Below are 24,852 nucleotides of genomic sequence, written 5' to 3' on the forward strand. Positions count from 1 at the left end.
ACTATGTGGAGTCATGACTCAGGCGAGCATGCCATTGCGGCGTCAACCTTCACCAGTCGCGCGCAGAGAAATTTTCATGGTCGAGAAACGCGTCCCTGGTAATCGCCTCGACGCCAGTGACGCATCTCGCAGATCCCGCGGACGGCGTCCGCCGCCCCCGCCGCCCCGCCCCCGCCCTCGCCCCCATTGCGATGATCAAGAGTTCGCGTCATGCGCGGGCCGGTTCATGACGCCACCCTCTTGATCACCGCACCGCCAGGGGGTAGGCGCCGGCAGGCGGGGAGGCCGTCAGGCGGGGGGAGGGGAACCAGCACGGGTTGGGGCACCCTGTGACAGGCTCATGGTCATGGACGACAAGACCATCCTGAACCGGATCTCCGAGCTGGTCGACGAGGAACACCGGCTGCGCGCGGCCGCGCAGGCCCACGAGCAGGGCACCGACGAGGAGGCCCAGAACCGCCTGCGCGAGCTGGAGGAGTCCCTCGACCAGTGCTGGGACCTGCTGCGCCGCCGCCGGGCCGCCCGGTCCACCCACGGCGACCCCGACGCCCAGGGCGTACGCCCCAAGCCCGAGGTCGAACGCTACCTGCAGTGACCCGGGCGGGCGGACCGGGCGGGTGTACCGCCGCCCGGTCCGCCTGGCTCAGCGGATTCCCGCCTCGCGCAGCAACTCCCCCGTCAGCGCGGCCGGGTCGACCAGGTCGGCCGGCAGCCCTCGCGCCGCGAACCAGGTGCTGACCACCCGTACGTCCCGGGCCAGGAACTCGGGCCCCTGCGGGTTGCCCACCACGTCGACCACCTGGGGCAGGTCGATCATGACGAGCCGGTCGCCGTGCACCAGCAGGTTGTACGGCGACAGGTCCCCGTGCGCGTACCCGGCACGCGCCAGCACGACCAGCGCGTCGACCAGCTGGCTCCAGAGGTCACGCAGGCCCGCCGCGTCCGGCCGCAGCTGGGCCAGCCGGGGCGCCGCCCGCCCCTCCTCCGCGTCGCCCAGGAACTCCAGCATCAGCTCGGTGCCGCGCAGCTGCACGGGGTAGGGCACGGCGATCGTGCCGTGGGTGGCCCCGATCTCCCAGAGTCGGGTCAGCGCGGCGAACTCGGCGGCCGCCCACTGCCCGGCGATCATCTGCCGGCCGAACGCGGTGCGGCCGGCCATCGCCCGGTTTTCCCGGGAGCGGCGTACCCGCCGCCCCTCCAGGTAGCCGGCGTCGCGGTGGAACAGCCGGTGCTCCGCGTCCCGGTAGCGCTTGGCCGCCAGCAGGCAGGAGCGGTCGGTCCCGGGCACCGCCCGGCGGACCAGGTGGACGTCGGCCTCCTTGCCCGTCTTGAGCACGCCGAGGTCGACGTCCTTCGCGGCCAGCTCGGTGACCAGCCAGGCGGGGTGTGGCTCCGGGCCGTGCACGGCATCGTCCCAGGACGACCAGCGTTCGCCGGTCTCCGGGTCGGGTTCGTCGTCGGGTTCCGCGAGCGGCTCGGGCCGCCGCGCGCCCTTCAGGAACTGTGGTTCGTCGTCGTCGAAGCGGCGCCTGCCGCGGGTCCGGCGCTCCTGCGCCGGAGAGTCGTAATCGCGCACTGCGGTGCTTGTCCCTTGTTCGAGGCTGATGGAGGCAGGTGGGAACGACCTGCGAAGACGGCCATGACCGACCCCCTCTCCTCGACCGGGCGCACGCCCGGGTGCACGATGCGGGACCCATGCTCGCCGGCCGCCGGGGCACGGTCAACCGATTTACGACGGCAACGTGGCGGCCGCTGGCGTGCGGGCGGCGAACCTCTAGCGCGCCAGCACGGTGGCGACGGCGGCGATCAATCCGTCCGCCGTACGCGTCGGCCGGAAACGGTCGTCGGTCCACGTACGCCCTCGGTGCAGCCAGACACTGGGCAGGCCGACGGCCGTCGCGCCCCCGATGTCCGCCTCCGGGCTGTCGCCGACCACCCAGGCGCCGCGCAGCGGCATCCGGACCCGCTGGGCCGCCAGCGCGAAGATGCGCGGGTTCGGCTTGCTGACCCCAGCCTCCTCGGAGAGGACCCAGTCGGCCACGTACCGGTCCAGCCCGGTCTTACGAATCTTGGCTTCCTCCTGGCGCACGGTGCCGTTCGCGACCACCACGGGCACCCAGCCGGCCTCGTCGGCGATCCGCAGCGCGCACGCGATCAACGGGTCGAGCCGGGTGTGCGCCACCAGGCCGTCGTGCAGCTCCTCGACCAGGTCGATCGAGGGGATGCGCAACCCGTAGCGGTCCCGGATCGCGTCGGCCACGTCCCAGCGGTCGGTCAGCCCGTCGGCATCGACGGACAGCAGCCAGTCGATGTCGGTGGGGGGCGCGCCGACGCGGTCGAGGAAGCGCTGCCCCCAGGTGCGGAACGGCCCGGCCCGGTCGAGCAGGGTGTTGTCCAGGTCCAGGAGGAGCAGTGGCACTCGGGCACCCTACGGGACCGGGGCGGTCCGCCGACAGATCCGTTGTGTGAACTCCTCAACCCACCAGCGACAGCCGGGTGGACCCCTGGTCGGGAAGCCGGTCGAGGAGCATCGAGTGCGCCGCCCGGGTGGCCGCCAGTTGGGCCGGCTCCAGCGTCGCGGTCAGCACCTCCTCACCCGTGTCGGCGCCGCGGGCCAGCGGCCGCCCCTCCGGGTCGTAGACGGCGGCGCCCCCGTTGAACCGCCACGGGTCCGCACCGCCGGAGGAGTTGGCGAACACGACGTACATGGTGTTGTCGAGCGCCCGGGCCGCGTAGTAGAGGTCGCGCCGGTGCTCGGACCCGGCCAGGTAGCCGCTCGGGCAGAGGTAGCCGTGCGCGCCGTCGGCCGCGGCGGCCCGGCCGTGCTCGGGGAAGCAGCCGTCGTAGCAGATGCCCAGCCCGAACCGCCAGCCGTCGACGAGCAGGGTGGCGCCCCGCGTGCCGGGGCTGAACAGCGCCCGCTCGCTGCCCCAGAGCTGCTGCTTGTCGTAGCCCACCCGCACCGCGCCGCCGCGGTCGACGACCAGGGACGAGATGGTCCGCCGCCCGTCGGGGTGGCGGACCGCCGCGCCGATCACGACGGTCACGCCGCCGGCGGTGGCCGCGGCGCACAGCGGGGCCAGGCGCGGGTCGGTGACGTCCCGGTCCGCGGAGGCCGCCACGTCGGTGGCGGCGGGGTCGGCCGCGAGGGCCGGCGGGTGGTAGGCGGGCAGGAAGAGCTCGGGCAGCACGGCGATCCGGGCGCCCATGCCGGCGGCCCGGGCGACGAGGCGGGCTGCGGTGGCCGCGTTGGCGGCGACGTCTCCGGGGACCGGCTCCGCCTGCACGGTGGCGACGGTCAGCGGCGCGGGAGGCGCGGTGGCGGGGGGTGGCGTCACGGGGCGATGGTAGACCGGCGCACCGACACCGCACGATCGCAATCCCAAGCCGTACGTACGGTTTGCATCACCCGAGGTCAGCTGGGACCATCGAGGCGTGCCCAGAGTAAGCCAGGACCAGCTCGACGCGCGGCGGCAGGAGATCCTCGCCGCCTCTCGGGCGTGTTTCGCCCGGCACGGCTACGAGGGCGCCACCGTGCGCCGGCTCGAGGAGGCCACCGGGCTCTCCCGCGGAGCCATCTTCCACCACTTCCGCGACAAGGACTCGCTCTTCCTCGCCGTCGCCGAGGACGACGCGGTGGCGATGGTCGAGACGGTGGCCCGCAACGGTCTGGTCCAGGTGATGCGGGACCTGCTGGCCCGGGCGATGTCGCCCGACACCACAGGGTGGCTGGGCACCCAGCTGGAGGTGTCCCGGCGGCTGCGGACCGATCCCGCCTTCGCCCGCCGCTGGGCCGAGCGGTCCGCGGCGATCGCCGAAGCCACCCGGGAGCGGTTGGCCCGGCAGCGGGACGCCGGCGTCCTGCGCGAGGACGTCCCGATCGACGTGCTCGCCCAGTTCCTCGAACTCGCCTACGACGGCCTGGTGCTGCACCTCGCGATGGGGCGCCCCGCCGGCGACCTCGGGCCGGTGCTCGACCTCGTCGAGGAGGCGGTACGCCGCCGCTGAACCGCGTCGACACCCGGGCACGCCCCGTGTCGACGTGCACGGCGGACGCCGGGGCCGTGGAGATGGCGGGCCTGCTCCACAATGGTGCCGCCGACCCTCCCGGTGAAGGAGCGACCGATGACCGATCTCGCCGCCACGGGCGACACCTGGGGCATCCCCGGCCCGACGTTCCTCCGGTTCTACCTCGCCGCGGCCGCCATCGTGGTGGTCCTCGCGGTGGTGCACCGGATCCGGCTCTTCGCCGGCTCCCGTGACGCCGACACCCGGCCGATCGGTCCGCAACAGGCGGCGTACCTCAACGGAGGCGACGCGCTCGCGGTGCACGCCGCGGTCGGTGGCCTGCGCGGCAGCGAGGCGATCGGCGTCGGCACCGACCGTCGGCTGACGGTGACCGGGCCGATGCCGGCCGGGGTCACCCCGCTGGAGCGGGCGGTCCACCAGGCCGCCGGTCGGCGGGCCCGCGTCCGTGAGCTGCGGCAGGACCAGCGGGTGAGCCGCGCGCTCGACGAGCTGCGCGCGGGTCTCGAAGAGCGTGGCCTGCTGGTGTCGCCGGCACAGCGCGCCTCCGCGCAGCGCCCCGCGTACGCCCTGATCGTGCTGCTCATCGTCGGTGGGGTGCGGGCGTTCATCGGCCTCACCAACGGTCGACCCACCGGCTACCTGATGCTCAGCCTGGTGCCGCTCTTCGTGATCCTGCTGTTCCTGGGCCGCGTGCCGCGGGTGACCCCGGCCGGCCGGCGGGCCCTTCGCGACCTGCGCCGCCAGCACGTCCACCTCGCCCCGTCGTCCGCCCCGGCCTACGCCACGTACGGCGCGGCCGGCGCGGCCATGGGCGTCGCGCTCTTCGGCACCGCGTCGCTCTGGGCGCTCGACCCGGGCTTCGCCGAGCAGGCCGAGATCCAGCGGCAGGCGATGACGGGCGGCGGTGGCTACACCGGCGGCGGTGGCTCGGGCGACGGGGGCGGCAGCTCCTGCGGCGGCGGCAGCTCCTGTGGGGGCGGGTGCGGCGGAGGCGGGTGCGGCGGATGACCGGCCCGACCGGTGTCGGCATCGGTTGGCGTCCCGAGATCGCCGGTTTCGTCGCCGAGCTGCCCGGGCTGCGCTTCGTCGAGGTGGTGGCGGAGTCGCTCGACGCGTCCGGTCCGCTGCCGCCGGGGCTCGCGGACCTGCGGACGCGGGGCGTGACCGTCGTACCGCACGGGGTGCGGCTCTCCCTCGGTGGCGCGGAACCGGTCGAACCCGCCCGGGTCGCCCACCTCGCCGCGGTGGCCGAGCTGGCGGGCGCGCCGCTGGTCAGCGAGCACATCGCCTTCGTCCGGGCCGGCGGGCTGGAGGCCGGGCACCTGCTGCCGCTGCCGCGCAGCCGCGCGGCGGTCGACGTGGTCTGCGCCAACGTGGCCCGGGTCCAGGAGCAGCTGCCCGTGCCGATCGCGTTGGAGCCGATCGCCGCGCTCTTCGACTGGCCCGACGACGAACTCGACGAGGCGTCCTTCCTCACCGAGATCCTGGAACGCACCGGGGCGTTGCTGCTCCTCGACGTCGCCAACGTGTACGCCAACGCGCGCAACCGCGGCGGCGACCCGCTCGACCTGCTCGACCGGCTTCCGCTGGAGCGCGTCGCGTACGCGCACGTGGCCGGCGGCGCAGAGCACGGCGGCTACTACCACGACACGCACACCGACCCGGTGCCGTCCGCCGTGCTGGAGCTGGTCGGCGAACTCTGCGCCCGGCGGCGGCCACCGGCGCTGCTGCTCGAACGCGACGGCGCCTACCCACCGGCCGCCGTGCTCCGCGCCGAGCTCGACGCCCTCGCGACCGCGGCGGGCTTCCCGGTGGTGACGTGAGCGCCACGGGACGGCCCCGGCCGGCGGACCCGGCCACCCGGCGGGCCGGCGGGGCGGAGCGGTCGGTCGACCCGGCCACCCGGCGGGCCGGCGGGGCGGAGCGGTCGGAAGACCTGGCCGCACGGCAGGCGGAGCTGGTCGCCGCGCTGGTCGCCGGCGCTCCGGTCCCGCCCGGATTCGCACCGGGGCCGCTGGCCGCGGCACGCGCCGCGCTGCTGCGCAAACGCGCCGGGGACGTGGCCCGGCACTGGCCGCTGCTCGCCGCCTCGCTCGGCGACGCCTGGCCGGCGACGTTCGCCGGCTGGGCGGCCGACCGGCCGACCGGAGGGTCGCTGCGCGACGGCTGGGACCTGGCCCGCGCGCTGCGCGACCAGGGCGCCCTGCCGCCACTGGGCGCCGAGGAGCTGGCCCTCCGGGAGGCCCGTGCCCGCTACGACGGCAGCCGCCCGCCGCGACCCCGGCGGCTGCCCGCGCTGGGCCGCGCCGGCGGTGCCCTCGCCGTGCAGCTCGCCGGTCGGGTACGACTGCTGCGTCCGGCCCGCCGCGACGCCCCCGACACCGCGGGTCGCCGTCGCTGACCGCCGTACGGCAGGATCGGCAGCATGGATCTCGGACTCAGCGAACGGGTGTACGTGTTGACCGGCGCCTCCCGCGGCCTCGGCTACGCGACCGCGGAGTGCCTGGTCGCCGACGGGGCCCGCGTGGTGCTCTCGGCCCGGGACGGCGACGCGGTCGCGGCCGCCGCCCAGCGGCTCGGCGGCCCGGAGCGGGCGGTCGGGGTGACGGCAGACCTGGGCGACCCGAGCACACCGGCGCGCCTGGTCGCCGCGGCCACGGAGCACTTCGGCCGGCTCGACGGCGCGCTCGTCTCGGTCGGCGGCCCGCCTCCGGGCAGCGCCGCGACGGTCACCGACGAGCAGTGGCGCACGTCGTTCGAGACGATCTTCCTCGGCACCATCCGGATGGTCCGGGAGGTCACCGCCAACCTCACCGACGGCGGCGCGATCGGGCTGGTCCTCTCCACGTCGGCCCGCAGCCCCGTGCCCGGGCTGGGCATCTCCAACGGCCTGCGCCCCGGCCTGGTCGGCGCCGCCAAGGACATCGCCGACGAGTGCGGGCCCCGCGGCGTACGGGTCGTGGGCCTGCTCCCCGGCCGGATCCTCACCGACCGCAACCGGGAGCTGCTGGCCGCCGCCGGCGACCCCGGCCTGGCCCTCGTCGAGATCGAGGCCGGCATTCCGTTGCGCCGGATCGGCGACCCCGCCGAGTTCGGTCGCGTCGCCGCGTTCGTCCTCTCCCCCGCCGCCAGCTACCTCACCGGGATCACCATTCCCGTCGACGGCGGCGCGCTGCGCGGCCTGTGAACACGGATCCGCCCGGTGGGCGCGGGCCCGGCCGGTCGCGTCCGGGCGCCGGCGCGCCCGGCGACCGCCGACCGGGCTCGCTGCCCTCGTCCGACCGTCGACCCGCCTCGGCGGCGGGGCCGTCCGGCCGCTATCCCCGGCCCACCAGGGAGGAGCTCGCGGCCGCCGCCGACCGCCTCCTCCCCGACGTCATCGCGCCCGGGCTCGACGTGCTCTTCGTGGGCATCAACCCGGGCCTCTGGTCGGCGGCCACCGGCTGGCACTTCGCGCGGCCGGGCAACCGGTTCTGGCCGGCGCTGTACCGCGGCGGCTTCACCCCTCGGCTGCTGCACCCGAGTGAGCAGGACGAGCTGCCCGGGTACGGGCTCGGGATCACCAACATGGTGGCCCGGGCGAGTGCCCGCGCCGACGAGCTGACCGCCGCCGAACTGGTCGACGGGGCGCGGATCCTGCGGGACAAGGTCGCCCGGTACCAGCCCCGTTGGGTGGCCGTCGTCGGGGTGACCGCCTACCGGATCGGGTTCGCCCGACCGAAGGCCACCTTCGGCGCCCAGCCGGAGCGGCTGGCCGACGCCCGGCTCTGGGTGCTGCCCAACCCGAGCGGCCTGAACGCCCACTTCACCCCGGAGAGCCTGGGCGCCGCCTTCGCCGAGCTGCGCCAGGCGTCGACCGCGCTCTGACCGGCGACGACGGGCAGGGCCCCGGGCCGCCGGGTTTCGCGGGAGCCGTCGTCAGTTCGCCGCGGCCGGCGGGAGCGCCTCGTCGGCGAGGTAGGTGCCCATCGGCATGACCACGGGCTCGGGACCGGTCGCGTCGACGTACGGAGTGGGCGAGTCGGCGACCGCGAACTGCGTGCGGTAGAGCTCGGCGTAGAGCCCCCCGACCGCGACCAGCTCCTCGTGCCGGCCCCGCTCGACGATCCGGCCGCCGTCGAGCACCAGGATCTGGTCGGCGTCCCGGACCGTGGAGAGCCGGTGGGCGATCACCAGCGCGGTACGCCCGGCCAGCGCCACCGACAACGCGCGCTGGACGGCGGCCTCGCTCTCCGAGTCGAGGTGTGCGGTCGCCTCGTCGAGGATGACGATCGACGGCGCCTTGAGCAGCAGTCGGGCGATGGCGATGCGCTGCTTCTCCCCGCCGGAGAAGCGGTAGCCGCGCTCGCCGACCGTGGTGTCCAGCCCGTCGGGCAGCGAGCGCACCAGGTCGGCGATCTGGGCACCGGCCAGGGCCGCCCAGAGCTCGTCGTCGGTGGCGTCGGGCTTGGCGTAGCGCAGGTTCTCCCGAATCGTCTCGTGGAACAGGTGCGAGTCCTGGGTGACCACGCCGATCTCGTCGCGCAACGAGGCGAGCGTCGCGTCCCGGACGTCGACGCCGCCGACCAGCACCTGGCCGTCGGTGACGTCGTAGACCCGCGGGATCAGCATGGAGAGCGTCGACTTGCCCGCGCCGGACGGGCCGACCAGGGCGACCATCTGCCCCGGCTCCACGCTGAACGAGACGCCGCGCAGCACCGGCTCGGTGACGGTACGGTCGAGTGCGGCGACCTCCTCGAGCGAGGCGAGCGAGATCTCGGCGGCGCTCGGGTAGCGGAACCGCACGTCACGGAACTCGACCCGGCCGTTGCCCGCGGGCACCGCAACCGCGGTCGGCTTCTCCTCGATGGCGGGCCGCAGGTCGAGCACCTCGAAGACCCGGTCGAACGAGACCAGCGCGCTCATCACGTCGACCCGGACGTTGGAGAGGGCGGTCAGCGGGCCGTACAGGCGGGTGAGCAGCAGTGCGAGCGTCACGACGGTGCCGGCGCTGACGTTGCCGGAGACCGCGAGCCAGCCGCCGAGGCCGTAGGTCAGCGCCTGGGCCAGCGAGGCCACCAACAGCATCGCCACGAAGAACGTCCGCGAGTACATGGCTGACTGGATGCCGATGTCGCGGACCCGCTCGGCGCGCCCGGCGAACCGGCGCGCCTCGGTCTCCGGCTGGCCGAAGAGCTTGACCAGCAGCGCCCCCGCCACACCGAACCGCTCGGTCATCGTGGCGTTCATCTTCGCGTCGAGGTTGTATGCCTCACGGGTGATCTCGGCCAGCCGCCGGCCCACCCGACGGGCGGGGATGATGAAGATCGGCAGGAGCACGAGCGAGAGCGCCGTGATCTGCCAGGAGAGCGTGAACATGACGGCGGCGGTGAGCACGAGCTGGATGACGTTGCTGACCACGCCGGAGAGCGTCGAGGTGAAGGCGCGCTGGGCGCCGAGCACGTCGTTGTTGAGCCGGCTGACCAGGGCGCCGGTCTGGGTGCGGGTGAAGAACTGCAACGGCATGCGCTGCACGTGGTCGTAGACCCGGGTGCGCAGGTCGAGGATGATGCCCTCGCCGATCCGGGCGGAGTACCACCGCTGGGCGAGGGACAGCAGCGCGTCGGCGATCGCGAGGCCGGCGATGACCAGGGCCAGCCGGACCACCAGCGAGCCCGCCTCGGCGCCGCCCCGGTTGATCGCGTTGATCACGTCGCCGGCGAGCACCGGGGTGGCCACGCCGATGATCGCGGCCAGTACGACGGTCAGCAGGAAGACGACGATGTCGCGCCGGTAGGGCCGGGCGAACGACACGATGCGCCGAGCCACGCCACGCTTCAGTCGGTGGGTGGAGATCTCGTCCTCGTGGCGCATCGACCGGAGCATGCTCCAGCCACCCATGCCGCCGCCGCCCATCGGACTGGACACGCTCACCTCCGGGGTCGTCGGGCTGACCACACCGTCAGGTCAATTCTCCCGACGACTGTGACAACCTCGGTCGTAACCCGGATCTTCCCGAACGGTCCTTACCGTTATTCTCCTCGCCCGGCGAGGTCACGCAGCCGGCGGGTCTGCGCCTCGCGCTCGGCCCGCTGCTGCTCGGCGTGCGAGCGGCCGGCGGCGCCGGCGATCAGTGCCTTGATCTCGACGACCGCGTCCCGGTTGTTCGCCAGCAGCCCGGCGACCAGGTCGCGCACGGCCCCGTCCAGCTCGGTCGGCGGTACGACGAGGGTGGCCAGCCCGATCCGGTCCGCCTCGGCGGCGTCCATCCGGCGGCCGGTGGCGCAGATCTCCAGCGCGCGCGAGTAGCCCACCAGCTCGACCAACCGCTTCGTGCCGGCCAGGTCGGGCACCAGACCGAGGGTGACCTCGGCCATCGAGAGCTTCGCGTCCTGGGCGAGCACACGCAGGTCACAGGCGAGCGCCAGCTGGAAGCCGGCACCGATGGCATGCCCCTGCACGGCGGCGACGGAGATGATGTCCGGGCGGTGCAGCCAGGTGAAGGCGGCCTGCAGCTCCGCGATCCGATCCGCGCACTCCTGCTCGGGCAGCGTCGCCAGCTCGGCGAACGATCCCGGCCCGGAGGCACCGGCCACCGACAGGTCGAGGCCCGCGGAGAACGCGCGCCCCTCTCCGCGGACGACCACCACCCGCACGTCACCCGGAAGGTCCCGGGAGAAGTCGCTCATCGCGCGCCACATGACCGGGGTCTGTGCGTTGAGCACGTCGGGCCGGCACAACGTCACCGTCGCGACCGGCCCGTCGTATTCCAGCCTTACTCCGGTCGCCTCGGCCGTCACCCGGCGGCCCCTGGCGCGGCGCTGATGGACGACGTTACGGGCCTGGTCACGCCTTCTTGCGTCGCCGGGCCCCGCCGCGCTGGCGCAGCTGGACGCCGGACTCGGTGAGCACTCGGTGGATGAACCCGTAGGAACGCCCGGTCGAGGCCGCGAGCGCGCGGATGCTCTCACCAGAGGTGTACCGCTTTACCAGGTCCTTGGCGAGCGTCTGACGCTCGGCCCCGACGATCCGGCGACCCTTCTCAGTGCTGGTGGCTGTGCCGGTGGCTGCCATGCTGTGTCCTCACGTCCCAGACTGTGCGGTTCGGATACGGTCCCACCTATTAGACCGCCTCGAACGATCATGCGCCAGATATCAACTATTCGCCAACCGACACGCTATGCAATGTCAGCTTCCCGATAGGGTGATGTCGGCGAGGGGTTCCGGGCCGTCGACCCGGCCGGGGCCGGGCACCGTCCGTACGGGTGAATGACCGGGCTGGAGATCGATTCGAGTTCGGTGAAGTAGCGGGTGTCGCCCCACGCCGGCGGCGCACCGGCGGCGGAGAACGCATTGACCATCGACAACTCGCATCTCCCCCGCGGCGGGCCTAGTCTGCCCGGATGATCGATCTGCTCGGCAGTTCCGGTGCCGCCGCCGGGGTGTTCGCGGGCACGAACGTCGACGACATCGTGGTGCTCACCGTGTTCTTCGTGGCCGCCCGCACCACCGGCCGGCCGCGCCACTGGCGGATCGTCGCCGGGCAGTACCTGGGCATCGGCGCACTGGTCGTGGCGAGCGCGGTGGTCGCCGCGGGGCTGCTCGTCGTGCCGGAGCCCTGGACCGGGCTGCTGGGCCTGCTGCCGATCGCACTCGGCGTCCGCGCCCTGCTCGACCGGGACGACGACCGGCCGGCGGCCGTCGTGACCGGCGCGCTGGGGGTGGCGGGCGTGACCATCGCGAACGGCGCCGACAACGTGGCCGTTTACGTCCCGGTGTTCCGCGCCCTCGGCCCCGCCGACGGCGCGGTCTACCTGGTGGTGTTCGCGGTGCTCGTCGCGCTCTGGTGCGCCGCCGGAGCCTGGCTGGGCGGGCACCCCACGGTGGTCCGGCTCGTGGAACGGGCCGGGCGGTGGCTGGTCCCGGTGATCTTCGTGACGATCGGCGTGGTCATCCTGGCCACCTCCGGCATCCCCTCCCGGCTGCTGACCCTGGCCCGTTGAGCCACCCCCGCACGGGTCGGGTCAGGCCAGCTCGACCAGTTCGAGCAGGTCGTCGCTCCAGGCGTCCTCGTCGCCGTCGGGCAGCAGGATGGCCCGGTCGGGCTTGAGCGCGGTGACCGCGCCCGGGTCGTGGGTGACCAGCACGATCGCACCGGGGTAGCGGGCGATGGCGTCGAGCACCTGCTCGCGGCTGACCGGGTCGAGGTTGTTGGTCGGCTCGTCCAGCAGCAGCACGTTGGCGCCGGAGCACACCAGGGTGGCCAGCGCCAGCCGGGTCTTCTCGCCGCCGGAGAGCACCCCGGCCGGCTTGTCCACGTCCTCACCCGAGAAGAGGAAGGCGCCCAGGATCTTGCGTAGGTCGGTGTCGCTCTGCTCCGGGGCGGCGCTGCGCATGTGCTCCAGAATGGTGCGGTCCACGTCCAGGGTCTCGTGCTCCTGGGCGTAGTAACCCAGCCGCAGGCCGTGGCCCGGGTTGACCTGGCCCGTGTCCGGCTCCAGCAGGCCGCCGAGGATGCGCAGCAGGGTGGTCTTGCCGGCGCCGTTGAGCCCGAGGATGGCCACCCGCGACCCCCGGTCGACCGCCACGCTGACATCGGTGAAGATCTCCAGCGAGCCGTACGACTTGGAGAGGCCGGTCGCGGTGAGCGGCGTCTTGCCGCACGGCGCGGGCGTGGGGAAACGGACCTTGGCGACCTTGTCGGCGACGCGTACCTCGTCGAGCCCGGCCAGCAGCCGCTCGGCGCGGCGGGCCATGTTCTGCGCGGCGACGGTCTTGGTGGCCTTGGCCCGCATCTTGTCGGCCTGGGCCATCAGGGCGCCGGCCTTCTTCTCGGCGTTGGCCCGCTCCCGGCGCCGGCGCCGCTCGTCGGTCTCCCGCGCCTCCAGGTACGCCTTCCAGCCCAGGTTGTAGACGTCCACCACGGAACGGGTGGCGTCGAGGAACCAGACCTTGTTGACGACCGCCTCGAGCAGGGAGGCGTCGTGGGAGATCACGATGAGGCCGCCCTTGTGGTTGGCGAGGAAGCCCCGCAGCCAGGTGATCGAGTCGGCGTCGAGGTGGTTCGTCGGCTCGTCGAGCAGCAGGATGCCGCCGCCGTTCTCCCCGGCGTCCCGGAACAGGATCCGGGCCAGCTCGATGCGGCGGCGCTGACCGCCGGAGAGGGTGCCGATCGTCTGGGCGAGAGCCCGGTCGGGCAGACCCAGGTTGGCGCAGATCCGGGCGGCCTCCGCCTCGGCCGCGTACCCGCCGAGGGAGGCGAACTGGTCCTCCAGCGCGCCGTAGCGGCGCACCAGCCGGTCGTCGGGGCCGTCGGCGAGCTTGGCCTCGATCTCCTTCATCTGCGCCATCAGCACGTCGAGACCGCGCGCGGACAGCACCCGGTCGCGCCCGGTGACGTCGAGGTCGCCGGTGCGCGGGTCCTGCGGCAGGTAGCCGATGTTGCTGCGCCGCTCGATCTGCCCGGCGTACGGCTGCCCCTCCCCCGCGAGCACCTTGAGGGTGGTGGTCTTGCCGGCGCCGTTGCGGCCGACCAGGCCGATGCGGTCACCCGGCTGGACGCGCAGGGTGGTGTCGGACAGCAGGATCCGTGCGCCGGCGCGCAGTTCCAGGCCGGTGGCAGTGATCATGTCGGAAGGCTCGCTCTCGGGTCCGGAAGGCTGACTCAGGGCACGCGAAAGCGCCGGCGGGCGACGGGCCCGTCGGCGCGGGGCGGTTCAGCCTTCGCAGCGCAGCACGCGACAAGTGTACCGGCCGACCGCCGATCGCCCCTCCGGATTACCGCCCAAGATCATCGGGTACCGAAACAGACGTCCGGGCCCGGTCCGGTACCGCAACCACCCCTCACGGACGAATCGGCGATCGGGGACAACATGGAGCTGAACGAGAACGCGCAGATCGACACCAGCCAGGTGGACGACCGACGTGGATCCGGCGGGGGCGGTGTCGCCGGGATACCCATCCCCATCGGCGGCGGGCGGGGCGGAATCGTCGGCGTCATCATCGCCGTGCTGGTCGCCCTGGTGGGCGGCGGCTTCGGGCTCAACGCGGCCTTCGACGACGGCGGCGGCGCGACCGGCGACAACACCTCGCTCGAGCAGAAGTGCGCGGCCGACGACGCGGTGCGGCAGCTCGACTGCCGCAACACCCTGTACGTCAACTCGATCCAGGCGTACTGGCGCACCGCGCTGCCGGAGAAGTTCGGCGAGCAGTACCAGCCGTCGAAGACGGTGTTCTTCAGCCAGGCCGTCAACACGGCGTGCGGCTCCGCCGACTCCGGCGTCGGCCCGTTCTACTGCCCCGCCGACGACCTCGTGTACATCGACCTCACCTTCTACCGCGTCCTCGCCGACCAGCTGGGTGCCGAGGGCGAGTTCGCCCAGCCGTACGTGCTGGCGCACGAGTACGGCCACCACGTGCAGGACCTGCTCGGCACCGAGGCGCAGATGCGCCGCCAGCAGCAGCGCGACCCGGACAACGCCAACGCGCTCTCGGTGAAGCTGGAGCTGCAGGCCGACTGCTACGCGGGTGCCTGGGCGAAGAACGCCACCGGCACCGCCGACGCCAGCGGCCAGAAGATCTTCACGAGCATCAGCGAGCAGGACATCCAGCAGGCGATCGACACCGCCGAGAAGATCGGCGACGACGCCATCTCCGCGCGCGCCGACCGGCCGGTGAACCCGGAGGAGTTCACCCACGGGTCGTCGGCGCAGCGCAAGGAGTGGTTCAGCCGGGGCTACTCGACCGGCGACCCGAAGTCCTGCGACACCTTCGGCAACGGCTGACCCCGCCCTCCCCCACCCGGGCCCCCGGCCGCCGCCGGGGGCCCGACCCTGTCCCCGGGCGGGCACGGGCGGCGCGCCCGGTAAGCGCGGAGCGCGCCGGTCGGGCACCGCGCCCCGGGCCAGGCGGGGCGCCCCGGTCAGGGCGTCTCGCGGTCAGGGCGCGCCTCGCGGTCAGGGCGCGCCTCACGGTCAGGGCGCCTCGCGGTCACGGCGGGGGTCGCGGTCCGGGTCGCGGACGAGGATGTGCACAGCGCGGGCGCCGGCGATCGCGCCGACCAGCACCGCGTGCCGGGGTTCGGGCACGTCCAACAGCCGATTGGCGCGCAGCGCGGCCAGCGGGGCCAGCCGCCGGTCGGCGAGCACGGTGTCGACCGCCCGCCGGTCGCCGCCGACGACGAGCGCGGCCAGTGTCGCCACCTCCGGCAGCAGCAGCCGTACGGCCAGGTCGCTGGCGCCTCCCAGCGCCGCCTTCGTCTGGTTGTCGCGCCGCCGGGCGAAGCGCTGCTGGGACCAGCCCCCCGCGGCGGTACGCCCCTGCACGTAGCTGGTGTCCACCTTCGACACGACGAGGTCGCCACCCTCGGCGATCCCGACCGCCGCCGCGCCCTTGCGGGCGAGCAGCAGCCCGAGCCGGCGGGGCGTGGTCGCGGCGGCCAGGAAGCCGGGCAGGTCGCCGGGGGCGGGTGCGCCGGGCGGGCTGTGCAGCTCGGCGGTCGCGCCGTCCGGGGCGGTCAGCAGCAGCCCGTACGGCACCGTGGTGACGGTGGGCGGGCCGTGCCGGTCGGCGAAGCCCTCCACCCAGCGGGCCACCCGGCCCGGGTCCACCTCGACCCACCGGCCGCCCCCGGCAGCGGGTCGGCTCGACATGGTCCCGACCGTACGCCACCGCACCGCCCCACCCCGACCCACCCACACCCACCCTCTCGTTGATCGAGAGCTCTGGGCAGCAGGACGCGGGATCCTGACCCGAACCTCTTGATCATCGGGGAGGGAAGGGAGGGGCGGGTGGCGGGCGGTTCATCGGGGGGTGGTGGGCAGGAGGGTGATCACCGCCAGGGCGGCGATGATCACGCTGGAGGCGAGCGCGGTCACCAGCCGGCCGCGCGGACCGGAAAGCGCCCGGCCGACCAGGGTGCCGCCACCGGCGACGAGCAACTGCCAGCTCGCCGAGGCCACGAACGCACCGAGCACGAAGGACGCCGCCACCCAGAGATCCGGGTCGGCGGCGTCGCGCCGGCCCAGCACCAGGGCGGCGAAATAGACCACCGTGGCCGGGTTCAGCAGCGTCAACGCGAGGACCCCGGTGAACGCCCGCCCCGGGCTCTCCAGCCCGCGACCGCCCGCCGGCGTGCCCGTCGCCGGTCGCGGGCGCAGCGCCCGCCAGGCCGTGTGGGCGGCGAGCGCGAAGAGGACCACCGCGGCGACGACCCGCAACGGGCCGGCGGCGGGCGCGATGAACGCGGCCAGCGCGGCGCCGCCGAGCGCCGCCACGGCCGCGTACAGGCCGTCGGCGGTGGCCACTCCGAGCGCGGCGGCGGCACCGACCCGGAACGAGGTACGGGCGCTCAACCCGAGGATCAGCACGGCGATCGCGCCGACCGGGATGGCGACGCCGTAGCCGGCGACCAGGCCGGCCAGGAACGCCGCGGTCACGACGGTCGGTGGCCGGTCGAGACGCGGCCGGGGCGCGACCGCTGTCGGCGCGCGGCGGTGGCCGCGGCGACAGGGGCGGGCTGCGAAGCGTACGTCTCGATCACGCCGTCATCCTGGCGCATCCGTGCTCGCGACCGCGACCGCATTTCGCCCGCCCGAAGGGGCCGGAGCGGCAGTGCACCGTCGCAGACACGTCGGGCGCGGCACCCGGTCGGGTGCCGCGCCCGGCATGACTTCCTGACCGCCACCGGTGCGGGGCCGGTCGGACCGCGTCCGACGCGCCGGACGGTCAGACGTTGAAGCCGAGGGAGCGGAGCTGGTCGCGCCCCTCGTCGGTGATCTTGTCGGGCCCCCACGGCGGCAGCCAGACCCAGTTGATCCGCACGTCGTTGACCAGGCCACCGCCCGGCCCCGTCGTCAGCGCCTGGCGGGCCTGGTCCTCGATGACGTCGGTCAGCGGGCACGCCGCCGAGGTGAGCGTCATGTCCAGGGTGACCACGTTCTCGTCGTCGACGTGCATGCCGTACACCAGGCCGAGGTCGACCACGTTGATGCCCAGCTCCGGGTCGACGACGTCCTTCATCGCCTCTTCGATGTCGGCGACAGCGGCCTTGCCGCCGCCGGTCGCCGGCGTCGCGGCGGTGGTTTCCTCGCTCATGCCTTCACCTCGCTCCGCTCGGCGCCGGCATGAGGCACCCGCGCACTGTGCTGATGATTCGCTCGCTGACGCTCGCTCATGCCTTCACCTCCGGGCTCACGCCCACCCCGGCGCGTGCTGCGGCGTCCTTGAACGCCATCCACGGCAGCAGCGCGCACTTCACCCGGGCGGGGTAGCGGGCCACACCCGCGAACGCCACCCCGTCACCGAGCACGTCCTCGTCCGGCGTGACCTGGCCACGCCCGGACATCAACTCGACGAACGCCTCGTGCACCACGAAAGCTTCCCCGGCCCGACGGCCGTTGAGCAGCTCGTGCAGCACGCTCGCCGACGCCTGGCTGATCGAGCAGCCCATGCCGTCGTACGAGATGTCGGTGAGCACCGTGCCGTCCGTCGCCACCCGCACGGTGACCTCGTCCCCGCAGGTCGGGTTCACGTGGTGCGCCTCCGCGGTGCGCGCCGCCGGATCACCGGCGTCGCGCAGCCCGCGCCCGTGCGGGTGCTTGTAGTGGTCCAGGATGATCTCCTGGTAGAGCTGGTCGAGCTGCATCAGCCGAACACCTTTCGCACCTGCTCCAGGCCCGCCACCAGAGCGTCGATCTCCTCGGTGGTGGTGTAGAGGTAGAACGAGGCCCGCGTCGTCGCGGGCACCCCGAACCGGGTGCAGACCGGGCGGGCGCAGTGGTGGCCCACCCGCACCTGCACACCGAGCGAGTCGAGCACCTGACCCACGTCGTGCGGGTGCACGTCGCCGAGGGCGAACGAGATGGTGCCGCCCCGCCCCACCGGCACGGTCGGACCGAAGATCCGCAGGCCGGGCACCGTGGCCAGGGCGTCCAGCGCGTACGCCGTCAGCTCCTTCTCGTGCCACTGGATGGCCTTCATCCCGATGCCCGAGAGGTAGTCCACGGCCGCGCCGAGCGCCACCGCCTCCGCGATCGGCGGGGTGCCCGCCTCGAACCGGGCCGGCGGCGGGGCGTACGTGGAGCCGGCCATCGTCACCGTCTCGATCATCGAACCACCGCCGAACACCGGCGGCATGGCCGCGAGCAGCTCGGCCCGGCCCCAGAGCACGCCGATGCCGGTCGGGCCGCACATCTTGTGCCCGGTGAAGACGATGAAGTCCGCGTCGTAGTCCACCACGTCCATCGGCAGGTGCGGCACGGACTGCGAGCAGTCCAGCAGCAGCAGCGCCCCCACCTCGCGCACCCGCTCGGTGATCCGCGCGGTCGCGTTCACCGTGCCGAGGATGTTCGACATGTGCACCAGCGAGACGATCTTCGTCCGCTCGGTGACCAGGTCCTCCAGGCCCGACTCGTCGAGCCGGCCGGAGTCGGTGACCGGGAACCAGCGCAGGGTCGCGCCGGTGCGCTCGCAGAGCAGCTGCCACGGGACGATGTTGGAGTGGTGCTCCATCTCGGAGATCACCACCTCGTCGCCGGGGCCGAGGCGGAACCGCGGGTCGGCGTCCGGACGCAGCGAGGCGTTGGAGAAGGCGTACGCCACGATGTTGATCGCCTCGGTGGAGTTCTTGGTGAACACCACCTCGTCCGGGCTCGGCGCGTTGATGAACGCGGCGATCTTCGCCCGGGCGCCCTCGTACGCCTCGGTGGCCTCGGTGCCCAACGTGTGCACGGAGCGGGACACGTTCGCGTTGTGCCGCGCGTAGTGCTCGTCGAGCACGTCGAGCACCTGCCGCGGCTTGTGCGAGGTGTTGGCGCTGTCGAGATAGACCAGCCGGTGCCCGTTGATCTCCCGGTCCAGGATCGGGAAGTCGGCGCGCACCTTCGCCACGTCGTATCGCGGCACGTCGTCGTACTGCGGCATCCCGGGCGGGATCGCGATGGTGGTCATCTCAGCGTCCTCACGCATCGTCGGGGAATCAGGCCCGCGCCGAACCGGCCCCGGCCACGTACCGCTCGTAGCCCTCTTCCTCGAGCTTCTCGGCGAGCTCCGGGCCACCCTGCTCGACGATCCGGCCGGCGACGAAGACGTGCACGAAGTCCGGCTTGATGTAGCGCAGGATCCGGGTGTAGTGGGTGATCAGCAGCAGGCCGGTGTCGCCGGTGTCGCGGACCCGGTTGACGCCCTCGCTGACCACGCGCAGCGCGTCCACGTCGAGACCGGAGTCGGTTTCGTCGAGGATCGCCATCTTCGGCTTGAGCAGCTCCAGCTGCACGATCTCGTGCCGCTTCTTCTCACCGCCGGAGAAGCCCTCGTTGACGTTGCGCTGGGCGAACGCCGGATCCATCTGGAGCCGCTCCATCGCCCCGCGCAGCTCGGTGCCCCAGGTGCGCAGCTTCGGCGCCTCGCCGTCGATGGCGGTCTTTGCGGTGCGCAGGAAGTTGGCCACCGAGACGCCGGGCACCTCGACCGGGTACTGCATGGCGAGGAAGAGGCCGGCGCGGGCGCGCTCGTCGACGGACATGGCCAGCACGTCCTCGCCGTCGAGGGTCACCGTGCCGCCGGTGATCTCGTACTTGGGGTGGCCGGCGATCGAGTAGGCCAGGGTGGACTTGCCGGAGCCGTTGGGGCCCATGATGGCGTGCGTCTCACCGGAGCGGACGGTCAGGTCGACACCGGCCAGGATCGGCTTGAGCTCACCCTCGGGCAGCTTGACCGACACCTTCAGGTCGCGGATCTCCAGGGTGCTCATTATCGGGTCACTCCATTGCTCGGCGTGAGGCTGACGTAGATGTCGCCGTCGCGGACTTCGACGGGGTAGACGGGGACGGGTTCGGTGGCGGGCAGGCCGGTGGGCTCGCCGGTGCGCAGGTCGAAACGGGAGCCGTGCAACCAGCACTCCAGCGTGCAGCCGTCGACCTCACCCTCGGAGAGGGCGACGGCGGCGTGCGAGCACTCGTCGTACACGGCGTAGAAGCCGTCGTCCTCGGCGTGCACCACGGCGATCTGGGTGCCGTCGACATCCGCGCTGATCGCGGTGCCCTTCGGGATGTCCTCGGTGGAGCAGATCTTGATCATCAGGCGCCCGCCTTGGCGAGCCGCTCCTCGATCGCCGAGCCGAGGCGGTCGCGCAGCTCCTCCACCGGGATCTTGTTGATCAGCTCGGCGAAGAAGCCCCGCACCACGAGCCGGCGGGCCTCGGCCTCCGGGATACCCCGGGCCATGAGGTAGAACAGCTGCTCGTCGTCGAAACGACCGGTCGCGCTCGCGTGGCCGGCGCCGGCGATCTCGCCGGTCTCGATCTCCAGATTGGGTACGGAGTCGGCCCGCGCGCCGTCGGTGAGCAGCAGGTTCCGGTTGATCTCGTACGTGTCGGTGCCGGTCGCCTCCGCCTGGATCAGCACGTCGCCCACCCAGACGGTGTGCGCGCTCGCGCCCTGCAGCGCGCCGCGGTAGCCGACGTAGCTGCGGCAGTCCGGCACCGAGTGGTCGACCAGCTGCCGGTGCTCCAGGTGCTGGCCCGAGTCGGCGAAGTAGACGCCGTACAGCTCGGCCTCGCCACCCCGGTCGGTGTACTCCACGCTGGTGAACTGCCGGACCAGGTCGCCGCCGAGGCTCACCTGCACGTGGATCACCTTGGCGTCGCGGCCCAGCTTCACCTTGAGGTGCTGCGCCTGGACCGCGTCGTCGGCCCAGTCGGTCACGGTGACCAGGGTCAGCTTCGCGCCGTCGGCCACCGCCACCTCGACGTTGTCGGCGAGCGTGACCGAACCGACGTGCTCCAGCACCAGGGTCACCTCGGCGAACCGGCCCACCTCCACGAAGGTGTGGCCGAACGCCACGCCGTCGGCGCCGTCACCGACCACGCGCAGGGTCACCGGGTCGGCGACCACCGCCTCCCGCGCGACCTGGACCAGCAGCGCGTCCCCGGCGCCGCCGTACGCGAGCGCGCTGATCCGGTCGAACGGCGTGAGCACGCTGCCCACCCGCTCGTCGTCCTTCGCGATCCGGCCGATCGTGACGCCCTCGGGCAGGTCACCGTGCTCGTGCCGGATGGCGCCGGTGGCGGCCTGCGCACCGCCGGTCAGGCCGCGCAGGCGCTTGAGCGGGGTGAAACGCCACTCCTCCTCCATGCCCGTCAGGGCGGGGAAGTCGGCGACGTCGTACGAGCGGAGCGCCTGCGACTTGGTCGTGGGCGGCGCGGAAGCCTGGGTAGTCATCTCTTCCTTGGTCTGTTCTGCGACGGCGGTGTCATTGACTGGAGGGTCGGTCGGTGCTCGCGCGGCCGGCCAGACGGGTCGGCGTTCGCGCGGCCCCGCGAGCGGGTCGGGGGGAACCCCGGCCCGGGCGGGGGGCCGCCCCCCCGCCCCCCCCCAAGAGCGCGAGAACGCGGGGGTGGGGGCGGGGGCGGCCGCCCAGGCGGGGCGGCGTGCGCGCGGCCCCGCGCGGGGGGGGGGCTGCCCCCGGCCGGGGCGGGGGACCCCCGACCGCGCCCTCCATCTGGAGCTCGATCAGGCGGTTGAGCTCCAGGGCGTACTCCATCGGGAGCTCCTTGGCGATCGGCTCGATGAAGCCGCGCACGATCATCGCCATCGCCTCGTCCTCGCTGAGACCCCGGCTCATGAGGTAGAAGAGCTGGTCCTCGCTGACCTTGGAGACGGTCGCCTCGTGCCCCATCGCCACGTCGTCCTCACGGATGTCGACGTAGGGGTAGGTGTCGGAGCGGGAGATGGTGTCGACCAGCAGCGCGTCGCACTTCACGGTGCTCTTGCTGTGGTGCGAGCCCTCCATCACCTGGACCAGACCCCGGTACGAGGTGCGGCCGCCACCCCGGGCGATCGACTTCGACACGATGGTCGAGGAGGTGTGCGGGGCGGCGTGCACCATCTTGGCGCCCGCGTCCTGGTGCTGGCCCTCACCGGCCATCGCCACCGAGAGCACCTCACCCTTGGCGTGCTCGCCGGTCATGTAGACCGCCGGGTACTTCATGGTGACCTTGGAGCCGATGTTGCCGTCGATCCACTCCATGGTCGCGCCCTCGTGGCACACCGCGCGCTTCGTGACCAGGTTGTAGACGTTGTTCGACCAGTTCTGGATGGTCGTGTAGCGGCACCGGGCGTTCTTCTTGACGATGATCTCCACGACCGCGCTGTGCAGCGAGTCCGAGGAGTAGATGGGCGCGGTGCAGCCCTCGACGTAGTGCACGTACGCGCCCTCGTCGACGATGATCAGCGTCCGCTCGAACTGGCCCATGTTCTCCGTGTTGATCCGGAAGTAGGCCTGCAGCGGGATCTCCACGTGCACGCCCTTCGGCACGTAGATGAACGAGCCACCGGACCAGACGGAGGTGTTCAGCGCGGCGAACTTGTTGTCACCCACCGGGATGACCGTGCCGAAGTACTCCTTGAACAGGTCCTCGTGCTCCTTGAGGGCCGTGTCGGTGTCGAGGAAGACGACGCCCTGCTCCTCGAGGTCCTCGCGGATCTTGTGGTAGACGACCTCGGACTCGTACTGCGCCGCGACACCCGCGATCAGCCGCTGCTTCTCCGCCTCGGGGATGCCCAGCTTGTCGTAGGTGTTCTTGATGTCCTCGGGCAGGTCCTCCCAGCTGGCGGCCTGCTTCTCCGTCGAGCGGACGAAGTACTTGATGTTGTCGAAGTCGATCCCGGTGAGGTCGGCGCCCCAGGCCGGCATCGGCTTGCGCTCGAACAGCCGCAGGCCCTTCAGGCGCAGGTCGAGCATCCAGGCCGGCTCGTTCTTCTTCGCCGAGATGTCCCGCACCACCGCCTCGTTGAGGCCGCGCTGGGCGGAGGCCCCGGCGACGTCCGGGTCGGCCCAGCCGTACTCGTAGCGGCCCAGGGCGGCGAGCTGCTCCTCCTGGGTCATGGGCTGGACGATCTGCTCGGTCATCTATCTGTCCTCACAGTGGTGACGGTCTTTCCGGACTGGGCACGCCCCGGCTGGGCCGGGATGTGCGTGGTGCACACCCCGTCGCCGTGCGCGATGGTGGCCAGACGCTGCACGTGGGTGCCGACCAGGCGAGAGATCACCTCGGTCTCGGCCTCGCACAGCTGGGGAAACTCGGCGGCCACGTGCGCCACCGGGCAGTGGTGCTGGCAGAGCTGGCCGCCGGAGGCGATCGTGGACGCGTTGGCAGCGTAGCCCTCGGCGGTCAGCGCACCGGCGAGTGCCTCCGCGCGCGCGAGCGGGTCGTCGCCGGCGTCCTCCATCGCCGCCCGGCAGCGGGCCTCCAGGGCGGAGACCTGCTCGGCGGCGAACGCCTCCACCGCCTCGGACCCGCCGTTGCGGGAGATCCAGCGCAGGGCGGCGGTGGCCATGTTGTCGTAGTGGTGGGTGCCGCAGCGGACGCGGGCGGACTCGGTCAGCACGAACACCTTCGCCGGGCGGCCCCGGCCCCGGTGACCGCGGACCGTCTGCTCGCGGGCGACCACGTCACCGTCCGCCAGCATCGCGTCGAGGTGCCGGCGGATCGCCGCCGGGCTGAGCCCCAGGGCCGAGCCGAGCTGGGCGGCCGTGGTGGCCCCGCGCTCCAGCAACAGCTGGGTCACCCGGTCACGGGTGGAGAGATCGGCCCCCACGACGGCGGACGTGGGCTGACCGGCGACCGGTGCGGTCGCCGGCCGGTGCCCGGAGACCCCCGCCGCCTTTTTCACAACGCCAACGTTACGTAAATGGCGGAAGGCCCGCAAACCCGGGTGCCGGTGATCCCCGACACCAGGGACAGGGATCACCCGTTCGTGGATCCACTACGGTGCGTAGGATTCGCTTCGTGAAGCGATCCGTCCGGTTCCCGGTCCCCGCCGCGCTGCACCGGCTGCTCGACCGGTTCCCGGTCTCCGCGGCGCTGCTGCGCCGGCTCGCGCTCGCCTCGATCATCGCGAACATCGGGATCGTGGTCACCGGCGGGGCGGTCCGTCTCACCGCCTCGGGGCTCGGCTGCCCCACCTGGCCCCGGTGCACCGACGCGTCGTACGTCGCGACCTCCGAGATGGGCGTGCACGGGGTCATCGAGTTCGGCAACCGGCTGCTCACCTTCGCCGTCGGCATCATCGCGTTCGCGACGTTGCTCGCGGTCCTCGCCCACCGGCCCCGCCGGCGCGGGCTGCTCCCGCTCGCCGTCGCGGTCTTCTTCGGCATCCCGGCCCAGGCCGTGATCGGCGGGATCACCGTGCTGACCGACCTCAACCCGTGGGTGGTGGGCCTGCACTTCCTCGCCTCGATGGCGGTGATCGCCGCCGCGTACGCCCTCTGGCGCCGGACCGTGGAGCCGGACGGGCCGGTGGCGGCCGCCGTGCCCGCGCCGCTGCGGACGCTCGCCCGCCTCACCACGGTGGTCAGCGTCGCGGTGCTGGTGATCGGCACCTGGGTCACCGGCAGCGGCCCGCACGCCGGCGACAAGGGCGCGGCCCGCAACGGCCTGGACCCGGAGTCGATCTCCCAGGTGCACGCGGACTCGGTGTTCCTGCTGCTCGGGCTCTCGGTGGCGATGATCCTGGCGTTCCGCGCGGTGGGCGCGACCCGGGCCGCCCGTGCCGCGGTCGTGCTGGTCGCGGTCGAGCTGGGTCAGGGTCTGATCGGCTTCGTGCAGTACTTCACCCACCTGCCGGCCGTGCTCGTCGGCGCGCACATGTTCGGGTCCTGCCTGGTGCTGGTGGCCACCCTGCACGTGCAGTGGTCCACCCGGGAGCGTCGCCCGGCGCCGTCACCCCGGACCACCCCCGCCACCCCCACCCCGGAACCCGTCCCCGCGTAACCCCGGGGCCGCGCGCCCACCCGGATCGGCGCGCCCCACCCACCCCGCGCGCGATCTTGCAGTTGTGGTGC

At 73.1% G+C, this 24,852-nt stretch carries 26 protein-coding genes and 1 pseudogene; 10 read left to right on the forward strand and 17 right to left on the reverse strand.

From position 1 onward, the window contains the following. Positions 1-340: 340 nt before the first annotated feature. The gene (locus SM573_RS18960) at positions 341-595 is read left to right on the forward strand and encodes a DUF2630 family protein (protein WP_474612453.1); all 255 of its coding nucleotides are present in this window, start codon (positions 341-343) and stop codon (positions 593-595) included. Positions 596-643: 48 nt separating this feature from the next. Here the strand turns inward: SM573_RS18960 and SM573_RS18965 are convergent, their stop codons facing one another. The 3 genes from SM573_RS18965 to SM573_RS18975 all read right to left on the reverse strand — a co-directional run bounded on the left by SM573_RS18965 (position 644) and on the right by SM573_RS18975 (position 3,338). Continuing rightward, a complete protein-coding gene (locus SM573_RS18965; protein ID WP_474616720.1) occupies positions 644-1,576 on the reverse strand; it encodes a serine protein kinase RIO in 933 nt (310 codons plus the stop codon). Between the two features lie 198 nt (positions 1,577-1,774). After that, positions 1,775-2,419 carry an HAD family hydrolase gene (locus SM573_RS18970; RefSeq protein WP_474612451.1) on the reverse strand — a complete coding sequence of 215 codons (645 nt, stop codon included), beginning with the start codon at positions 2,417-2,419 and terminating at the stop codon, positions 1,775-1,777. A 55-nt stretch (positions 2,420-2,474) separates the two neighbouring features. Further along, positions 2,475-3,338 carry a carbon-nitrogen hydrolase family protein gene (locus SM573_RS18975; RefSeq protein WP_474612450.1) on the reverse strand — a complete coding sequence of 288 codons (864 nt, stop codon included), beginning with the start codon at positions 3,336-3,338 and terminating at the stop codon, positions 2,475-2,477. Between the two features lie 97 nt (positions 3,339-3,435). Between SM573_RS18975 and SM573_RS18980 the strand changes: the two genes are divergently transcribed. The 6 genes from SM573_RS18980 (at position 3,436) to mug (ending at position 7,896) form a co-directional block, all read left to right on the forward strand. After that, positions 3,436-4,008, forward strand: a complete 573-nt coding sequence (locus tag SM573_RS18980; protein WP_474612449.1) for a TetR/AcrR family transcriptional regulator — start codon at positions 3,436-3,438, stop codon at positions 4,006-4,008. A gap of 117 nt (positions 4,009-4,125) precedes the next feature. After that, positions 4,126-5,037 (forward strand): TIGR04222 domain-containing membrane protein, encoded by a 912-nt coding sequence (locus SM573_RS18985; protein ID WP_474612448.1) that lies wholly within the window; start codon positions 4,126-4,128, stop codon positions 5,035-5,037. Beyond that, the gene (locus tag SM573_RS18990) at positions 5,034-5,852 is read left to right on the forward strand and encodes an MbnB/TglH/ChrH family RiPP precursor modification enzyme (protein ID WP_474612447.1); all 819 of its coding nucleotides are present in this window, start codon (positions 5,034-5,036) and stop codon (positions 5,850-5,852) included. Before SM573_RS18985 ends, SM573_RS18990 begins: the two co-directional genes overlap by 4 nt. A gap of 113 nt (positions 5,853-5,965) precedes the next feature. Continuing rightward, positions 5,966-6,430 (forward strand): SCO6045 C-terminal-like domain-containing protein, encoded by a 465-nt coding sequence (locus tag SM573_RS18995; protein WP_474616902.1) that lies wholly within the window; start codon positions 5,966-5,968, stop codon positions 6,428-6,430. Between the two features lie 24 nt (positions 6,431-6,454). Then, positions 6,455-7,216 carry an SDR family oxidoreductase gene (locus SM573_RS19000; protein ID WP_474612446.1) on the forward strand — a complete coding sequence of 254 codons (762 nt, stop codon included), beginning with the start codon at positions 6,455-6,457 and terminating at the stop codon, positions 7,214-7,216. A gap of 80 nt (positions 7,217-7,296) precedes the next feature. After that, the gene (mug, locus tag SM573_RS19005; RefSeq protein WP_474616903.1) at positions 7,297-7,896 is read left to right on the forward strand and encodes a G/U mismatch-specific DNA glycosylase; all 600 of its coding nucleotides are present in this window, start codon (positions 7,297-7,299) and stop codon (positions 7,894-7,896) included. 51 nt (positions 7,897-7,947) lie between these two features. Here mug and SM573_RS19010 read toward each other — a convergent pair whose 3' ends face one another. The 3 genes from SM573_RS19010 to SM573_RS19020 all read right to left on the reverse strand — a co-directional run bounded on the left by SM573_RS19010 (position 7,948) and on the right by SM573_RS19020 (position 11,082). Beyond that, the gene (locus tag SM573_RS19010) at positions 7,948-9,924 is read right to left on the reverse strand and encodes an ABC transporter ATP-binding protein (protein ID WP_474616904.1); all 1,977 of its coding nucleotides are present in this window, start codon (positions 9,922-9,924) and stop codon (positions 7,948-7,950) included. Positions 9,925-10,040: 116 nt separating this feature from the next. After that, positions 10,041-10,808: an enoyl-CoA hydratase/isomerase family protein gene (locus SM573_RS19015; protein WP_474616721.1), complete on the reverse strand. Its 768-nt coding sequence runs from the start codon at positions 10,806-10,808 to the stop codon at positions 10,041-10,043. 46 nt (positions 10,809-10,854) lie between these two features. Then, positions 10,855-11,082: a helix-turn-helix domain-containing protein gene (locus tag SM573_RS19020; protein WP_007462679.1), complete on the reverse strand. Its 228-nt coding sequence runs from the start codon at positions 11,080-11,082 to the stop codon at positions 10,855-10,857. Between the two features lie 329 nt (positions 11,083-11,411). On the opposite strand from SM573_RS19020, the gene SM573_RS19025 reads away from it, so the two are divergent. Then, complete coding sequence (locus SM573_RS19025; protein ID WP_474616722.1) at positions 11,412-12,011, forward strand: cadmium resistance transporter; 600 nt, start codon at positions 11,412-11,414, stop codon at positions 12,009-12,011. 21 nt (positions 12,012-12,032) lie between these two features. On the opposite strand, the gene SM573_RS19030 is transcribed toward SM573_RS19025, so the two are convergent. Next, positions 12,033-13,637, reverse strand: coding sequence for an ABC-F family ATP-binding cassette domain-containing protein (locus tag SM573_RS19030; RefSeq protein WP_474612443.1), 1,605 nt, complete (start codon positions 13,635-13,637; stop codon positions 12,033-12,035). A gap of 243 nt (positions 13,638-13,880) precedes the next feature. On the opposite strand from SM573_RS19030, the gene ypfJ reads away from it, so the two are divergent. After that, entirely contained in the window at positions 13,881-14,792 is a 912-nt protein-coding gene (gene ypfJ / locus SM573_RS19035) for a KPN_02809 family neutral zinc metallopeptidase (protein ID WP_474612442.1), read from the forward strand. Positions 14,793-14,981: 189 nt separating this feature from the next. On the opposite strand, the gene SM573_RS19040 is transcribed toward ypfJ, so the two are convergent. The 10 genes and pseudogenes from SM573_RS19040 to SM573_RS19085 all read right to left on the reverse strand — a co-directional run bounded on the left by SM573_RS19040 (position 14,982) and on the right by SM573_RS19085 (position 23,681). After that, positions 14,982-15,659 (reverse strand): acVLRF1 family peptidyl-tRNA hydrolase, encoded by a 678-nt coding sequence (locus SM573_RS19040; RefSeq protein WP_474616723.1) that lies wholly within the window; start codon positions 15,657-15,659, stop codon positions 14,982-14,984. Between the two features lie 150 nt (positions 15,660-15,809). Beyond that, positions 15,810-16,445, reverse strand: a complete 636-nt coding sequence (locus SM573_RS19045) for a LysE family transporter (RefSeq protein ID WP_474612440.1) — start codon at positions 16,443-16,445, stop codon at positions 15,810-15,812. Positions 16,446-16,734: 289 nt separating this feature from the next. Beyond that, positions 16,735-17,103, reverse strand: a complete 369-nt coding sequence (locus SM573_RS19050; protein WP_474614722.1) for a metal-sulfur cluster assembly factor — start codon at positions 17,101-17,103, stop codon at positions 16,735-16,737. Positions 17,104-17,179: 76 nt separating this feature from the next. After that, the gene (gene sufU, locus SM573_RS19055; RefSeq protein ID WP_474614721.1) at positions 17,180-17,653 is read right to left on the reverse strand and encodes a Fe-S cluster assembly sulfur transfer protein SufU; all 474 of its coding nucleotides are present in this window, start codon (positions 17,651-17,653) and stop codon (positions 17,180-17,182) included. Continuing rightward, positions 17,653-18,957, reverse strand: a complete 1,305-nt coding sequence (locus tag SM573_RS19060; protein ID WP_474614720.1) for a cysteine desulfurase — start codon at positions 18,955-18,957, stop codon at positions 17,653-17,655. The genes sufU and SM573_RS19060 overlap by 1 nt, the downstream gene beginning before the upstream one ends. 28 nt (positions 18,958-18,985) lie before the next feature. After that, positions 18,986-19,759: a Fe-S cluster assembly ATPase SufC gene (gene sufC / locus SM573_RS19065; RefSeq protein WP_474616724.1), complete on the reverse strand. Its 774-nt coding sequence runs from the start codon at positions 19,757-19,759 to the stop codon at positions 18,986-18,988. Further along, the gene (locus tag SM573_RS19070) at positions 19,759-20,085 is read right to left on the reverse strand and encodes a non-heme iron oxygenase ferredoxin subunit (protein ID WP_474614718.1); all 327 of its coding nucleotides are present in this window, start codon (positions 20,083-20,085) and stop codon (positions 19,759-19,761) included. Before SM573_RS19070 ends, sufC begins: the two co-directional genes overlap by 1 nt. Next, positions 20,085-21,227 carry a Fe-S cluster assembly protein SufD gene (gene sufD, locus SM573_RS19075; protein WP_474616725.1) on the reverse strand — a complete coding sequence of 381 codons (1,143 nt, stop codon included), beginning with the start codon at positions 21,225-21,227 and terminating at the stop codon, positions 20,085-20,087. The genes SM573_RS19070 and sufD overlap by 1 nt, the downstream gene beginning before the upstream one ends. 262 nt (positions 21,228-21,489) lie before the next feature. Further along, a pseudogene (sufB, locus tag SM573_RS19080) lies at positions 21,490-22,917 on the reverse strand (Fe-S cluster assembly protein SufB); the annotation flags it as partial. Beyond that, a complete protein-coding gene (locus SM573_RS19085) occupies positions 22,914-23,681 on the reverse strand; it encodes a helix-turn-helix transcriptional regulator (protein ID WP_474614715.1) in 768 nt (255 codons plus the stop codon). The gene SM573_RS19085 and the pseudogene sufB, both read right to left, overlap by 4 nt. A 152-nt stretch (positions 23,682-23,833) precedes the next feature. Here SM573_RS19085 and SM573_RS19090 point away from each other — a divergent pair, with 152 nt between their 5' ends. Beyond that, positions 23,834-24,781, forward strand: a complete 948-nt coding sequence (locus SM573_RS19090) for a COX15/CtaA family protein (protein WP_474614729.1) — start codon at positions 23,834-23,836, stop codon at positions 24,779-24,781. Positions 24,782-24,852 lie beyond the last annotated feature (71 nt).

The organism is Micromonospora xinjiangensis (assembly GCF_056150165.1).